At 73.4% G+C, this 14,922-nt stretch carries 10 protein-coding genes and 1 pseudogene; 9 read left to right on the plus strand and 2 right to left on the minus strand.

Features of this window, described 5'->3' with window-relative positions:
• On the minus strand, nucleotides 1-2,294 hold a 2,294-nt coding region (locus tag FREUN1FDRAFT_RS33855; protein WP_006544871.1), incomplete at its 3' end, for a serine/threonine-protein kinase.
• A gap of 155 nt (nucleotides 2,295-2,449) precedes the next feature.
• On the opposite strand from FREUN1FDRAFT_RS33855, the gene def reads away from it, so the two are divergent.
• The 3 genes from def to FREUN1FDRAFT_RS33870 all read left to right on the plus strand — a co-directional run bounded on the left by def (nucleotide 2,450) and on the right by FREUN1FDRAFT_RS33870 (nucleotide 5,407).
• Complete coding sequence (gene def, locus FREUN1FDRAFT_RS33860; protein ID WP_035956223.1) at nucleotides 2,450-3,016, plus strand: peptide deformylase; 567 nt, start codon at nucleotides 2,450-2,452, stop codon at nucleotides 3,014-3,016.
• On the plus strand, nucleotides 3,013-4,608 hold the full coding sequence (locus FREUN1FDRAFT_RS33865) for a rhodanese-like domain-containing protein (protein WP_006544873.1): 1,596 nt from the start codon (nucleotides 3,013-3,015) through the stop codon (nucleotides 4,606-4,608). The genes def and FREUN1FDRAFT_RS33865 overlap by 4 nt, the downstream gene beginning before the upstream one ends.
• A 121-nt stretch (nucleotides 4,609-4,729) precedes the next feature.
• Nucleotides 4,730-5,407, plus strand: coding sequence for a GntR family transcriptional regulator (locus FREUN1FDRAFT_RS33870; RefSeq protein ID WP_006544874.1), 678 nt, complete (start codon nucleotides 4,730-4,732; stop codon nucleotides 5,405-5,407).
• Between the two features lie 69 nt (nucleotides 5,408-5,476).
• On the opposite strand, the gene FREUN1FDRAFT_RS33875 is transcribed toward FREUN1FDRAFT_RS33870, so the two are convergent.
• Complete coding sequence (locus tag FREUN1FDRAFT_RS33875) at nucleotides 5,477-8,329, minus strand: hypothetical protein (protein ID WP_157475721.1); 2,853 nt, start codon at nucleotides 8,327-8,329, stop codon at nucleotides 5,477-5,479.
• Between the two features lie 151 nt (nucleotides 8,330-8,480).
• On the opposite strand from FREUN1FDRAFT_RS33875, the gene FREUN1FDRAFT_RS33880 reads away from it, so the two are divergent.
• The 6 genes and pseudogenes from FREUN1FDRAFT_RS33880 to FREUN1FDRAFT_RS33905 all read left to right on the plus strand — a co-directional run.
• The gene (locus FREUN1FDRAFT_RS33880; RefSeq protein ID WP_006544876.1) at nucleotides 8,481-9,545 is read left to right on the plus strand and encodes a hypothetical protein; all 1,065 of its coding nucleotides are present in this window, start codon (nucleotides 8,481-8,483) and stop codon (nucleotides 9,543-9,545) included.
• Nucleotides 9,545-11,386, plus strand: coding sequence for a hypothetical protein (locus tag FREUN1FDRAFT_RS33885; RefSeq protein ID WP_006544877.1), 1,842 nt, complete (start codon nucleotides 9,545-9,547; stop codon nucleotides 11,384-11,386). Before FREUN1FDRAFT_RS33880 ends, FREUN1FDRAFT_RS33885 begins: the two co-directional genes overlap by 1 nt.
• Nucleotides 11,379-12,422 carry a hypothetical protein gene (locus FREUN1FDRAFT_RS33890; protein WP_006544878.1) on the plus strand — a complete coding sequence of 348 codons (1,044 nt, stop codon included), beginning with the start codon at nucleotides 11,379-11,381 and terminating at the stop codon, nucleotides 12,420-12,422. The genes FREUN1FDRAFT_RS33885 and FREUN1FDRAFT_RS33890 overlap by 8 nt, the downstream gene beginning before the upstream one ends.
• 68 nt (nucleotides 12,423-12,490) lie before the next feature.
• A complete protein-coding gene (locus tag FREUN1FDRAFT_RS33895) occupies nucleotides 12,491-13,867 on the plus strand; it encodes an FAD-binding oxidoreductase (RefSeq protein ID WP_006544879.1) in 1,377 nt (458 codons plus the stop codon).
• Nucleotides 13,868-14,159: 292 nt separating this feature from the next.
• Complete coding sequence (locus tag FREUN1FDRAFT_RS33900; protein WP_006544880.1) at nucleotides 14,160-14,432, plus strand: 2Fe-2S iron-sulfur cluster-binding protein; 273 nt, start codon at nucleotides 14,160-14,162, stop codon at nucleotides 14,430-14,432.
• Nucleotides 14,433-14,478: 46 nt separating this feature from the next.
• Nucleotides 14,479-14,922 (plus strand): annotated as a pseudogene (locus FREUN1FDRAFT_RS33905) (hypothetical protein); the annotation flags it as partial.

Below are 14,922 nucleotides of genomic sequence, written 5' to 3' on the forward strand. Positions count from 1 at the left end.
GCGGCGGCCTGGGCGGCCGCACGGAACATGCGCTCCGCCTCGACCGGTGCGCGCCCGGCGACCGCGGCCTCGGCCGCCGCCCGGGTGAGGCGGTACAGCCGGGGCGCGGGCAGTCCGCCGCTGACCGCGTGCCGGGCGAGGGCGAACAGGTCAGGGCCGTGCACGGCGCCGGACGCCTCCATCGCGTCCGCGATCGCCGCGTGCCGCTCACGAAGGCCGTCGGCGCTGATGGTCGACAGCAGCGCCTCGCGCACACAGTCGTGCACGAACGACCAGCGATCGGGTGCGCAGCCGTCCGGCACCGGCGTGACGAGCTGGTGAAACTCCGCCTCGGCGAGGGCCAGCCGCGCGTGTTCCGGCGTCACACCGGCCGCCACGGCGAGCAGCGTACGGTCGAACTGGTGACCTATCGCGGCCGCCGTGCACAGCACCGGCAGCGACGAGTGGTCCAGCGCACCGACCCGGCGCCGGATCAGGCCCAGCACCTCGTCGGGCAGGGCGAGCGAGTCGAGCCCGTCCCGATCGACGTCGAAACCGTCCCAGGACGGCCGGATCAGACCGGCATCGATCACGGCCCGGACCAGTTCGAAGACGGCCAGCGGGCAGCCACCCGACCGGATCGCCACATCCCGGACGAAGCGCTCGTCGGCGACGTCGCCGAGACAGCCGCGGATCAGTTCGGCGACCTCGGGCGCACCCAGCGGCCCCAGCCGGAGGTCGACCCGCCGTGATCTGCCCGCCGGCAGCAGCCGGTCGGCCCGGCGGGACGTCGCGATGACGAGCAGCGGCGCCGGCTCCGGATCGTTCGCGACCTCCTCCAGCAGCTGACGGTCCGCGGCCCCGAGCCACTGGGTGTCGTCCACCCACAGCACCAGACCGCCGCTGCGCCGGGCCAGCTCCCGGACGAACCGCACGACAGCCAGCCGGAGCTGGACGCCCAGGCCCCCCGCCGTGACCGACGCCGACTGGTGGAGACCGGCCGCCGGGCCGGGCTGATTCTCCCGGGGAGGCCCAGGAGCGCCCAGGGCCGGATGCAGGCCGGCGAGGACGGGAGAGTCAGCACCGGCGGCCGCCCGCAGCTGGGAGCGCCGGCCCGCGCCGGCGGCCGCGGACGGGGTCTCGCCCGCGGCGGGCGGGGCGGCCGGGACGTGCAGCCAGCTCTCCACCAGGGCGTGGAAGGTGACGAAGGGTGCGTCGACCCGTTCGGCGCATTTCGCCTCCATCAGGACCGCGCCCGGCACCGAGCGTGCCTGGCGGACGAACGTCCGCACCAGATGGGTCTTGCCCACGCCCATGTCGCCGGCGATGCCCACGACCGTCCGCTCGCCAGCCCCACGGCGGGTGAGGTCCCAGGCCTCCAGCAGGCGCGCGAGCGGCGCCTCGCGCCCCACCGGCTGGTCGGACGGCCGCCAGGGACCGGCCCGCGCGGCCACCGCCGGCGCACCCGGCCCGGCCACCGCGGCCAACGCCGCGGCCAGGTCGTCCGCGGACTGGAAGCGGTCGTCCGGATCCTTCGCCAGGAGGGTGGCGACAACCTCCGCGAGGGCTGGCGGGATGTCGGCGCGGACCCGGCGCGGATCCGGGGGCGGCGCGACCGCGTGCAGCCGCATCAGCTCGGCGACGTCGTCCGCCTCGAACGGCGGCCGCCCGGTGAGACATGTGTGGAGCACGACGCCGAGGGAGTACAGATCCGAGCGTGCGTCCACCGGACGGTTCAGCATGCCGAGCTGTTCGGGCGCGCTGTAGAGGACGGTGCCGACCGTCTCATCGCGCACGACGCCACCGGCACGGCCCAGCAGCCCGAAGTCCACCAGGATCACCCGGCCACCCGACCCGATCATGATGTTGGCCGGTTTGACGTCCTGGTGCACCAGGCCGAGCCGGTGGGCGGCCGCGAGAGCCCCCGCGACGTCCTGGCCGATGCGCAGGGTGGTGGGCACCGTGAGCGGGCTGAGGCCGGACCCGGCCAGCCCACGGCCCGAGCTGGAGCCGGCGGGGCCGGCGGCGAGCCGGTCGGCCAGCGACGGCCCCTCGACGAGCTCCAGCACCAGGTACGGCCGGCCGTCAGCGTCCCCGGCGGCGAACACCCGGGCGATGTTGGGATGCCGCAGGCACGCCAGAACGGTCGCCTCCCGCTGAAAAGAACGAATCACCTCGGGCGGCGGGACACCCCGGGACACCTTCACCGCGTAGCACCGGCCCTGCCGCTCGGCTCGGTACACCACGGCGGAGGCTCCCAGGCCCAGTTCCGTCCCCAGGCTGACTCCCGGGATGTCGACAGGCACCACGCGCACGGGTTCCCTCCGGGACCCGCACTGGTTCGTCGCGGTCCGGCTGGGGCGGGCCTTCCATCCACTATCACCCGCCCGCCCCCGGTCCGCACGCCGGCAGCAGAGGGTGCAGGGGCCGTCCGCCGGCCGGGGGCCGCGGCGGGTGTAACAGTTGAGGTATGGCACTGTTGCCCATCCGTACCCTTGGCGATCCGGTCCTGCGCACCCCGGCCGAGGCGGTCACCGTCTTCGACGCAGCTCTGCGGCGCCTGGTCGACAACATGATCGAGACGATGTACGCCGCGCCCGGGGTGGGTCTGGCCGCGCCCCAGGTGGGCGTCAGCCTGCAGGTGTTCGTCTTCGACACCGAGTACGACCCCCGGGACGTCGCCGTGCCCCGCCGGCCGCTGGTCGTCGTGAACCCGGTCCTGGAGACCGGCCCGGGCGAGCAGCACGACGACGAGGGCTGCCTGTCCGTGCCCGGGCACGCCTACCCGACGACCCGGGCGGCCACCGCGACCGTGCGCGGTGTCGATGCGACCGGCGCCGCGGTCCGGTACGAGGCAGACGGGCTGCTCGCCCGGTGCTTCCAGCACGAGACCGACCACCTGCACGGCAGGCTGTACATCGACCGGCTCACCGGCGAGGACCGCCGCGCCGCCCACGCGGCCCTGCGTGACGGCGTGCGGCCGTCGCGCCCCGTTCCCTCGATCTTCCGTGGCTCGCCGCGGCCCGGCCAGCCGTGACGCCGGTGTTCGAGGCCGAGCAGGTGCGGCGCCTGCTGCAGGCGCGGGAGGAGATCGCGCTGTTCGACCTGCGGGAGGAGGACGCCTTCGCGCAGGAGCACCCGCTGTGGGCGGCGAACCTGCCGCTTTCCCGGCTGGAGGCGGAGGTCCTGGAGCGGGTGCCACGGCTGGAGGTGCCGGTCGTCGTCTACGGGGAGCACGACGGGGTCGACCTGGCACCGCGGGCCCTCGCCCGGCTGAGAACGCTCGGCTATTCGCAGGCCGGGGCGCTCGCCGGTGGGCTCGACGGCTGGCGATCGGCCGGCGGCGAGCTCTTCCGGGACGTCAACGTGCCCAGCAAGGCCTTCGGCGAGCTGGTCGAGGCGGTCAGGCACACGCCTTCGTCGTCGGCGCAGGACGTCCGACGCCTGCTGCGGGAGTCGCCGCCGGTCGTCGTCGACGTACGCCGCTACGACGAGTACCACACGATGAACATTCCGTCCTCGGTGAGTGTGCCGGGCGGTGAGCTCGTACTGCGCATCCGGGAGCTGGCGCCCGACCCCCGTACGCCGATCGTCGTGAACTGCGCCGGCCGAACCCGGAGCATCATCGGCACGCAGTCCGTCATCAACGCGGGCGTTCCCAACCCGGTGGTGGCGCTGCGGAACGGGACGATCGGCTGGGAGCTGGCCGGCCTCGCGCTCGACCATGGATCCACCCGGCGCGCACCAGCCGAGGTGACGCCGGAGCACCGCGCGGCCGCCCGGGCCGGCGCGCAGGAGATCGCCCGGCGGGCGGGGGTGCGTCCGCTGACGCTCGGCGAGCTGGCGGGCCTCGACGACCCGGCGCGCACCACCTATCGGTTCGACGTCCGCGACGAGGGCGAGTACGTCGCGGGGCACCTGCCCGGGTTCCGTCATGCGCCCGGCGGGCAGCTGGTACAGGAGACCGACCATTTCGCTCCGGTGCGCGGCGCCCGCCTGGTGCTCGCCGACGACGACGGCGTCCGCGCCGCCATGACGGCGTCGTGGCTGGCGCAGATGGGCTGGGAGACCTACGTCCTCACGGTGCCCGGTCCTTCGCTCACGGAGGTGGGGCAGGCTGCCGCGCGGCGGCCCGCGGCGCCGGCCGTCGACGAGGTCGAACCGGCGGAGCTGGCGACCTGGCTGGCGGGGCCGACCCCATCGACGGCCACCGCGACCGTCGTCGTGGACATCGGGCCGAGTCGCGAGTACGTCCGCGGGCATGTGCCGGGGGCCTGGTTCGCGATCCGTGCGCAGTTGGAGCCCGTTCTGCACGGCCTCCCCCGGCACTCACGCCTGGTCATCACCTCGCCCACCGGGGAGCTCGCCCGCTGGGCAGTCGCCGACCTCACCGACGGAGCCGGACTGCGGGCCTACGCCCTCTCCGGAGGCACACGGGCCTGGCAGGCGTCGGGAGCGACGCTGGAGGCCGGCGGCCAGCGATTCCTCACCCCGGCGACCGACCGGTACCGCCGGCCGTACGAGGGCACCGACAACGCCCACGAGGCCATGCAGGCCTACCTCGACTGGGAGTTCGGGCTGATCGCCCAGCTGGAACGCGACGGCACCCACTTCTTCGCGCCGATCTGACGGGCACCGGTCGACATCGCCCGGATTGCAGGGGGTGCGGGCGACGGCCGCGGCCGGGCCGGAAGCCATGGTAGCTTCGACCGTTCCCGACAAGGATCGCCCCCTGTAAGGATCATCCGCCGTGGCGCGCCGCCCCGTCCCTCGCAGCAAGACGAGCACCGCGGTCGTGGACTACATCCTGGAGCAGATCTTCGAAGGGCACCTGCGGTCGGGCGACCGGATCGATCTGGAGCAGGTGTGCCGGGAGCTCGACGTGAGCCGGCTGCCCGTCCGCGAAGCCATCGTGATGCTGGAGCGCGATGGCATCGTCTCCTCGACGTTCCACCGGGGGGTCTTCGTCGAGCCTTTCGACGCCAGGTCGATCAACGACGATTTCGAGATCATCGGCCTGCTCAGCGGCGTCGCCGTCCGGCACCTGGCCGAGGAGCGGGACGCGGAGGTGATCGCGGCGCTCGAAGGCCTGGTCGACGAGCTGCGGGCCGTGCCGCAGGGCGACCGGGAGCGCGTGGTCGAGCTCGTCCGTCTGATCCTCACCACCGAGCACCGCGCCGGTGGCTCCCGCCGCCTACGCGCCGAGCTGCGTTCCTTCAGCGGGTACCTGCCACTGGTGTTCCGGATCAGCACCAACCGCAGCCAAGGCGACACCGTCGAGGCACATGCCCGCGTCGTGCGCGCCATCTCCGCCGGCGACGGCGAGAAGGCCGCCCGCCACCGTCTCGACGACTTCCGCGAAGCCGGCCGGAGCGTCGTCGCGGAACTCGCCCGCCGCGGTGTGCTCAGCGCCGAGACGGGCTCGTAGCCCGGCAGGCAGCCCGGCCGGAGCGTGCCGCCGGCCGGAAGCGGGGCCGGCCGGGAGCGGGCCGGCCGGCTACTGCGCCGGGGGCTCCAGGTCGAGCGCCCGGATCTGCTCGAGGGTGAGGCCGGCCTCGCGCAGCCGCTGCGGTGTCATCCCGAGCGTTCCGAGGGCCTCGACCCGCTTGCCAAGCTCGCGAACCGCGTCGCCGACCTCCGCCGGTGCCTGGCCCGTCGCCAGGTCCCGACCTGTCCGGCGACCGGGGTCCTTCCCCGCCGTGGCGAACACCGCCTGCAGCAGGCCCAGCTTGACCAGCAGCCCGGCGCTCTTCGCGATGTCGCCGGCAATGGAGGTCTGGCGGCGCATGGCGAGCGCCTCGTTGACGGCGGCGAACGCCTCGTCCAGCACGGCGTCCGGCTCGGTTGTCAGGTCGAAGAGGACCTCGTAGTAGCCGACGATACCGATCCCGTTCATGGCGGCGGCGGTGATCGGGTTCGGGCCCCTGAAATACCGCATCCGGAACGCGGCCGTCGTCTCGTACACCTCCCTGGCCACGCGCAGGTACTCGGCGGCGTTCGCCCGGTCCTCCTGAGCCAGCGTGACCCGGATGCCGGCCCGGTTGAAGTAGGCCCTGTCCACGAGCAGCTCCGATTCCGTGAGGACGGCCCGGCGGCTGCGCCAGGACTCCTCGAGCAGGCCCATGACCTCGCGCAGCTCGACGAGCTTCGCCGCCCGGTCGGTCAGGTAGCCGGCGGCACGCTGGCGCAGCAGCGCGAGCTGCGCCTGATGCCTGGCGATCTCGACGACGTCCTTCTCCGCGCGCAGCCCGATCGCCTCCTTCATGTCGGCGATCGCGGCCGCGACCTCGCTCGGGCTGCTGTCCTCCGGCTTCCTGCGGCTGACGGCCCGGGCGCCGGCGTGCAGGCAGTCGGCGAGCGCCCCGGCCTGCGTCGGGTCCGCCGGGTCGAGCACCGCGGCAGCCCGGCCGAAGGTGGCCGCGGACGCGTCGTCCTGCCACACCTCCTGCAAGGTGCCGAGCGCCCACAGCGCGAGACCGTCATCCGCGCCGGCGAGCGCCGTGGCGAGGTGGGACGTCACCTCGGCGTCGCCGTGCCGGAGCAGCGACCCGCGGGCCTCGCCGTCGGCGAGCAGGCTCCGGACGGACGGCTGTGCGCGGCCGTCCGCGGTGACCGCCGCCCGGATGGCATCGCCGAACAGGCGGTGCAGGGCGAAAACGCCGGCGCTGGCCGACGCGGACAGCAGGCCACGGGCGGCCAGCATCGGGAGAGCCTCGTCAGCGCCGCCCGCCCCGGCGGGTTCGATCCGGTCCGGGGGCAGCCAGGCGGTCCGCTCGGCGCAGTCGATCAGCGCGTCGCCGCCGGGCAGGCGGGCGAGCGAACCGCGCGCGGCGCACCAGTAGAGGGCGGCGGCGCGGCGAGCGGCCTCCTCGTCGTTCAGGTTCTCCTCCCCTGCCGCGTCCCCCGTCACGTCCCCCGCGGCGCCGCCGCCCAGCAGGTCGTCGCCGGCGGCGGGATCGACGTCCAGCAGGCTGGTGAACGCCGTCATGAGCAGCGGACGCCCCACACTGAGCCGGGCGGCGAGCGGCGGGCCGGCCTCGGCCAGCTCGTCGGCGGTCACCGTGGGAAGCGTGACGAGGGTCCAGCCGGGCCACTTGTCCGCGGCGGCGGTCGAGGTGGCGACGATCAGTTGACCCGCCCTGGGTGACGGTAGCCGGTCGATCGCGATGCGCGCGTCGTCGAACGGCTCGGCCCCCGCGTCGGCGTTGTCGAGCACGATGACCCAGGAGTCGGCGCTGCGCCGAAGCCGGTCGAGGGCGTCGCGGGCCAGCGCTTCCCGGTCGGGTGCCTCCAGCTCTCTCGGTTCCTCGCCGCGTTCGATGAGCTCAGCCTCGGCCAACGTGGTCTGAAAGGTGGTCTTGCTCGAAGCGTTGAGGAACCAGCCGTACCCGTTGTCAGCGAGCAACGCGATGCTCCGGCCGAGGACGGACTTGCCGACTCCGCGTGGGCCCTGGATGACGACCTTTCCGGTGCCGACCCGGATCGCCGCCCTGGCCTCGACATGAGCCGCGAACGGGAACGGGGCCCGGCGGTGCGGGGCGATCCGGCCGTGCAGCGCCCCTCGGCGGGTCGGCGCCACCAGCGGCTCGTCGCCGCAGCCGTGCTGGCGCACCGCGACATCGACCAGATGCGCCAGTTGGTACGCGGACCCGACCAGCTCCGCCCTGGCACGCCGCTCGGCGGCCGCCAGCGAGGGCTCGGCCTTGTCACGGGTGGCCATCGTGACGTCGATGAGAAGGACGTCCCCGTCCCCGTCCCGATCCCCGTCCTCGACCGCGGCCAGCAGCTCGGGGCGGTCGCGGATCGCCAGCACACCGGCCACCGCGGTGTCGGTGACGCCCGGCGGAAGCATCGGCTCCCTGACCCGCAGCTCGGCCTCCTGATCGTTGCCCGCGGCCGAGGCGCCGAGACGGACGGCGACGGCGACATGCGACCGCTCCCTGCCGCCGAGCATGAGCAGGTAGGTGTCGAGCCGCTCGTTGAGGCAGGCGCCGGCGAAGAGCAGGCTGAGGTCGACACACGTTCCCGAGCCCTGCTCCGCACGGCGCAGCAGCCATTCGCAGTCGCGGATTCGCTGGCCCTGCGCCGGGTGCCACGGCGGCTGGGCGTAGCCGATCCGCCGGTCGACCAGGGCCTGCCAGAGCTGCTCCACGGTCAGGCGGTCGAGCGCCGCGCCGCGTAGCCCGGTCCGGCTGGCCAGCTGGGTCCGCAGGCCGGGCGGCACGAAGCGCTCCTCGAGAACTCGTGGCGTGACGTAGGAGGCGATGCCGCCGTAGCCGCTCCGGTCCGTGTCCGGATTCCCCGGTGCCATCCACAACGGCCACTGACCATCGGGCTCCAGCCTCGCCATCGTTCCCCCGATTCCCCCCGACCCATCCACGCCACAGCGGGAGCCGGAGCTCGAAGAGTGACCGATGTCGGTCGTCCTGGCGACCATAATCGTTCGGTCCTGCTCAGCAGAAGTTTGTCGCGCCGGCCACGCGCCGGCGTCTGGATACGACATGGCCCAACCAACCGCCGACGGGACGAGCCGCGGATCACCGGGCGTTGTGGACAATCGCCCGGTGATGCTCCCGGACGCCCCAGGCCAGGCCAGCACCGCTCCTCGCGTCCTGGATCGGCTGCGTGGACGGGCCAGGGCTGGAGACATCACCGTCACCGAGTTCCTCGAGGGCTGCCGCACCTACACCGACCGCGAACTGGCCCGCCGAATCAGAAGCTACCGCTGTCTGGAAAGCAGCGACGCAGAGGATTTCGGGCAGGAGGTATGGGCGGCACTGGTGATGCGCAAGGGCGGCGAGGACTGGTTGTTCCCCACCGTCGACCTCCTGACGGCGTATTTCAGCACGTCCATCGACAACTATCTGCGCGGCAAACACACGAAGCGCGGTGGCAGACCGGTGGAGGTCCCCATCCACGACCTCACGGCTGGTTCCCATGGCCGGGCGCCCTCGGCCGAACTCGCGGACCCCGCCGCCGAGCGCAGAATCGCGGAGGTGGCCGCGGCCGTGGACCGGCAGGCCGCCGCGACCGCGGCTCGCGATGTCCTCCGTCGGAGGGGCCCACAGCTACGCGAGCTCGCACAGGCCAGCGAGGGGCCCAGCTGCCCCTTTCACTACGCCCGCCCCTGCCCGCACACCGCGCAGGTCCTCGAGTTCGTCGAACGGCACGGTGTCCGACTCGACGAACTCGAGGACGTCGCCGAAGCCCTGGCAGCGGCCGGTCGGGCGCTGAGCCTGTCGGACCGCGACCATTCGCTCGACCGGCACTTCCGCCGTTGCTTCGAGTGGTGGCGGTACCGGGCCTTCGCAGGCACCTGCCTCGATCCCGCGGCCGGCCGCGGCGCCGACCTGACCGACGACCAGCCCAGCAGCCCTGTCGACCGGCTGCGGCTGCCCATCGTCGGACGGCTCCGGTTGAGACAGAACGGCAGCTGGGACGCCGTCGCATGCTCGCTGCGAGGAGCGAGAGCCCTGATCACACCCGATGACGAGTTCCGGCGGCTGCTCCAGGTACGCAGGCCCGAGGTCCACGCGTACCTGTTTCGAAACGGGAGGACCGACTGATGGCCACACAAGCACGGATCGGGTTCGAGCCGAACGTCGGGTGGGTCATCACCACGGCCGCCCCCGGGCCGGCAGGCACGATCTCGCTGCCGCTGCGCACGGCCCGAGTCACAGTCGACGCCGCGGACGTCCGCCGGCTCGTCGAGTTCACCGTCTTCACCCGGGAGCGCGGCGCCGCCGTCGACGCCGGAGCGCTCGACACGTGCCGCCGGCTGCTCGGCGACGCGGCGGCCGACGCCCTCGCCGGGCGGCCAGCGAATGCGGTGACGCTCGCCGTGGACGAACCGTCCGGCCCGCTCCGGGAACGGATGGCCGCAGCGGCCGCGGCCCGGTTCCGCTGGACGCACGACACGACGGCACCCCGGCTGGCCGCGTTGCGGTTGGTCGCCGCCACCTGGCCGCTGGCCAGCCTCGGCGCGACCGAGCAGGCCGTCGACCGCGCCTGGGAGGCACTGCTCGCGGCGGCCGCGGTCGGCCGATTCGCCGCCGCGCGGCCCGCGCTCGTCGACGGGCTGGCCGGGCCGCACCGGGCCGGTCTGGCCGGCGCGCTCGCGACGCTGACGGAGGTGCTCACGACGCAGCGGTGGGACCGCGCGCACAGCGGCCCGATCGACGATCTCGCCGCCATGCTCACGCCCGTGACCGATGCCGGCCTGGCGGACCTCCTGGCGTCCGGTTCTCGAGGCCGGGAGAACGGGGCCGCCGAGCCGCGGCTGGCGCAGTTCGCCGCGGACCAGGGCGAGCCCGGGATCGACATACGGTGGCGCGCCTCCTCACGAGACCTGCGGTCACGGCTCGGGGACTTCGCCGACGAGGCGTTCGCGGGGGCGACCGCGCGCGGCACCCTGCCCGGCAGGCTGGATGTCCAGCTGCCGCTGCGGGTCGGGATCAGCGAACTGGACGCGCCGCAGCTCGCCGTGCGGGTGCACACCTGGTCGGGCGAGCTGCTCGGCGCGACGCCACTGCGCATCAGCGCGCTGCCCGGCGAGCTGCCCCGAGCCGGCGCCCGGGTCCAGGTTCGCCTCCCCGCGCTGGCTGCCGACCAGGAGCTGTCACGCAGCCATGGTGTGCATGTCGACATCGCGGTGGCCGGTCTCCCGCCGCTCGACGCCGCCGGGCTGCGCCGGGAGGCGGCCGGGCGGGCCAGGCGGGCCGGGATCAGCGCGCTGCTCGCCCGGCACGCCGGCAGGCAGGACGAGGAGGCGGCCGCCTGGTCCGGCTGCGCCCGGCTGTACGACCTGGCTGCGGACAGCACCCAGGCCACGACCGCGCGCGAGCAGGGGCGAGCCGCGGCCGAGCGGGCGGCCCTCGGCCAGCCCGTGCCCGCGCCTGCGCCCGACGGGCCGGACTGGGCCGATGAGCTGGTCGCCGGCTGGCGGCTGGCGGCCCGCGAGGTGCTTCGGGACGCGGCGGCGGCACCGCCGCCGGACCGGGTCGGGCTGCTCCGGCCGCTCGTGGCGGACCTGTCGGCCGGCGCGGCCGGGCTCCCCGAGCTGGCCGTCGCCTGCGAGGACCTCGCCGCCGCCATCCTCGGGCACGTCGACGCGGGCGGCGCGACCACCGCCACGGGCCCTGGTGCGGGCGTCGGCGAGACCGGTGCCGTCGACAGCAGCAGCGACACCGACGACGCCAGCGACACCGACGACACCGACCCGGCCGCCGATGCCAGGGCGGCCGCGGCGGCATCGCTGCGGGAGGCGCTGCGGGTGCGCTACCTGCTCGGCGCCGAGCCGGCGGACGCCGGACGCAAGGCGGCCGACCTGGCCCGCAAGCTCGCCGCGGTCACCGAGGTCACCGAGGTCACCGAGGACGAGCCTGCGCCCGGCGGCGCGGATGGCTAGCGCCGGCACGCATCCCGACCATGACGGCGATCCGTCCAGGGCCGGTTACCTGGAACGCCACCGCCACAGGCTCCGAGAACTGTTCGGGGTCCTCGGCGAGGACTGGCCGGGAGGCGACACGGCGCTGCTGCACCACATGGAGACCCGCTGGCTGGGTGCCGAGCATGGTCCGGGGGGCGGCAAGCGCACGTTCGACGAGGGCACGAGGAGCAGGGCCTGGCCGCTGCTGCGCGAGCTGGAGGTGGTCGACCGGGCCGACCCGCCACGCGCCGCCTACGACCAGGTCATCGTGATGGGCGCGACCAGCATCGGGCTGTATCGCCGGCTAGGGCTGGTCCGGCACAGCGGGGTCACCGCCGCCAGCCTGACCGTGCTGGCTGGCCTGCGTCCGCACAACGGTCTGCCCAGCGACGGCGCGCTGGACGAGCTGCTCGCCACGGACGGCAGGTTCGCGGCGGCCGACGGCTGGACGCCGCCGCCGCTCGCCGTGCACCAGGCAGCCCTGCTCGGCGACCTCGACCCGCTGACCGCCGCGCGGATCGTCATGCCGAGCGAGACGGACCTCGCCAGGCTGTTCCTGGGCAAGCACTGGCCCGACGCCCGGCTCGACAGCGTCGCCGTGGACACCGCCCCGGGCGGCGTCCGCAACGAGCTGGGCGGGCGCGCGGTCGTCCTCGAGACCTACCGGGCAGGGGGGACGATCCCACTGCTGCGCGTCCTGAACGGGGCACCCGTGCGCCGGGACCTCGACGCGACGCCACGCCCGGCCCGGCCCACCTCGCGGTCGACCATCAGGGAATGGGTCGAGCTGGCGGCCGGCGGCGCGCGCAGCATGCTGGTCGTCGTGAACCAGCCGCACCTGACCAGGGTCCGCCTCGACGTCGTCGACGAGCTGGCGAAGGCGGGGGTCCGCGACCTTCACATCGATGTGGCCGGCGCGCAGGCGCTGCGCGACTCGGCCGATCTCAACCTGCTGCTCGGCGAGATCCCGGCGCGGATCAACGCGGAGCGGATCACGGGCCGAACCAGCGGCTGACCCGGCAGGCAGAAAGCCGGCCGAACAAAAGCCGGCGAAAAACGAGAGCCAGACAAAGGAGAAAGTCGATGGTTTTGCCGTTCACCGAGGAGTCGCCTTCCCGCCCGGGCCTCCCGGCGAGTCTGCGTCAGGATCTGGTCGACGTCGTCGGTGAGGAGCACGTGCTGACGGACTCGCGGACCGCCGGGTACGTGGTCGACTGGACCGGGCGATATCGCGGATTCGCCTCCGCCGTCGTCCGGCCGCGGGACACCTCCGAAGTCTCCGCGGTACTGGCGCTGTGCTCCGCCGCGGGCATTCCCGTCGTGCCGCAGGGCGGCAACACCGGTCTGGTCGGCGGCGGGGTGCCCCTTGCCGGCGAGCTGGTGCTGAGCCTGGGCCGCCTCGACTCGCTCGGCCCGGTCGACCGAGCCGCGATGCAGGTGACGGCCGGGGCCGGGATCACCCTGGCGCAGCTCGCGGACGCACATCCCGACCTGGACTTCGGGGTGGCCATCGCCAGCCGCCACAGCGCGACCGTGGGCGGCGCGATCGCCACGAACGCCGGCGGCGTGCGCGTCCTGCGCAACGGGCCCATGCGGGCGCAGATCCGGGGAGTCGAGGCGGTCCTGTCGGACGGCACCGTCCTGTCGCACCTGTCCGGGCTGACCAAGGACAACACGGGCTACGACTACCCGAGCCTGCTGGCCGGTTCGGAGGGCACCCTGGCGGTCGTCACGAAGGCGCGCCTGCGACTGGTGCCACGCCTGCGCGACCCGATCGTCGCGGTGCTGGGCCTGCCGGGGCTGGCGGAGCTGCACCGTCTGGCGATCAGGGCCGTCCAGGAGATTCCCGGGCTGGTCTCGGCGGAGTTCTTCACCCGGACGGGGCTCGACATCCTGCTGGACAACACCGACCTCACGCCGCCGCTGGACGCGCCCGCCGAGGCCTATCTCCTGCTCGAAGCCAGCGAAACGGCAGCGTTGGATGCTCTCGCCGAGCTGGCCGGCGACCTGCCCGTCGCCGTCGCGCGCAGCGCGGCCGACCGTGCCCGCCTCTGGGCGTACCGGGAGCGGCATCCCGAGGCGGCGGGCTTCCTGGCTCCGCCGCTGAAACTCGACGTCTCGGTTCCCGCCGCACGCTGGGTGGAACTGGCCACCTCCGTCGGTGGCGTGGTGACCGCCGTGGACGCCGGCGCACGGGTCATCACCTTCGGTCATGTCGCCGACGGCAACGTGCACGTCAACATCGCCCCGGCCGCCGAGGCGGACGGCCGCCACCAGGACGCGGTCTTCTCCTACGTGGCCTCCCTCGGCGGGTCGATCTCGGCGGAGCACGGCATCGGAGCGCTGAAGGCCGACTGGCTCCCGCTCTCCCGCACGGCCGCCGAACGGGAGATCTTCGCCCGCGTCCGCGCCGCGTTCGACCCAGCGGGAATTCTCAACCCCGGTATTCTGCCACGCTGATCTCGTCGGGCCCCCGGACCGCATGGCTGATCGCCACGACGCCAGATTACTGACAGCCACCTACGGAATTCTTTCTGGCCGGCAATGCCAGCCGCGACCCTGGCGTAACACCTGCCACTCCCCCGAGGGGATTACGAGGCGCCGCCGCTTCCTCCTGCGCGGAATATTCCGGGATTCCGTTCCGGATGCCGAACCAGGCGCGGTCGATCCAACGAAACCGACTCGTCGTTGATGACGGTTCCGTGTCTGGCTGGTCGGCTGTCCGTCCGACCGGGCGGCATGGAGGTGCCGAATGCCAAGTCTGAAATTTGTCAACGCCGATGAGACGGTCGAATTCGATGGTTGTGTCGAACTCATCGAGATGGACGACATCATCACGTTCGGCTGCAGATCCGGCAGGTGTGGGATCTGCGCCGTGCGGATCGTGAGCGGCGGCGAGAACCTCTCCCCGCGAACGGAGCGGGAGGAACGGCTCTTCGGGCTCCTCGGCGAGAAGAGCCCCGCGATGCGCCTGGCCTGTCAGAGCAGGGCCTACGGCGACGCCGTCCTCGACGAGATCAACTGATCACGCCCCCCTCAATCCAGCATCTACCAGCACAGGGAGTGCCGACATGCAGACCTCGAACCGCCTCACCCACAGCGCCCTGCTGCGTCGCAAGCCGTTCCTTTCCGGCGCCGACAGCGCCCGGGCCAAGCAGGACATCGACACCTACCTCGACGCGAAGATCGAGGAGTGGAACGCGACCGTACCGTTCGCGAGACACCTTGAAGGCACCGAGATTCATATGCGGTACTACCGGCAGACGCTGATCGAGCACGCCTGGCGTATCCGGCTGATGCGCACCGCGCAGTCCTACGCACTCCACAAGATAACCCGCGTCAACGCCGAGGCGGCCAAGCTCTACGCCGCCTATCAGGACGAGGAGATGCTGCACGACGTCCTGTTCATGAAGGACGCCGAGAAGGTGGGGCTCTCGGCCGAGGACATCTTCGCGACCGAGCCGAATCTCTACACCGCCTGCTGGCCGGCTACCTGTACTTCGTCGCGGAGCACG

Origin of the sequence: Parafrankia sp. EUN1f (genome assembly GCF_000177675.1) — a bacterium.
Taxonomy (GTDB): Bacteria; Actinomycetota; Actinomycetes; order Frankiales; family Frankiaceae; genus Parafrankia.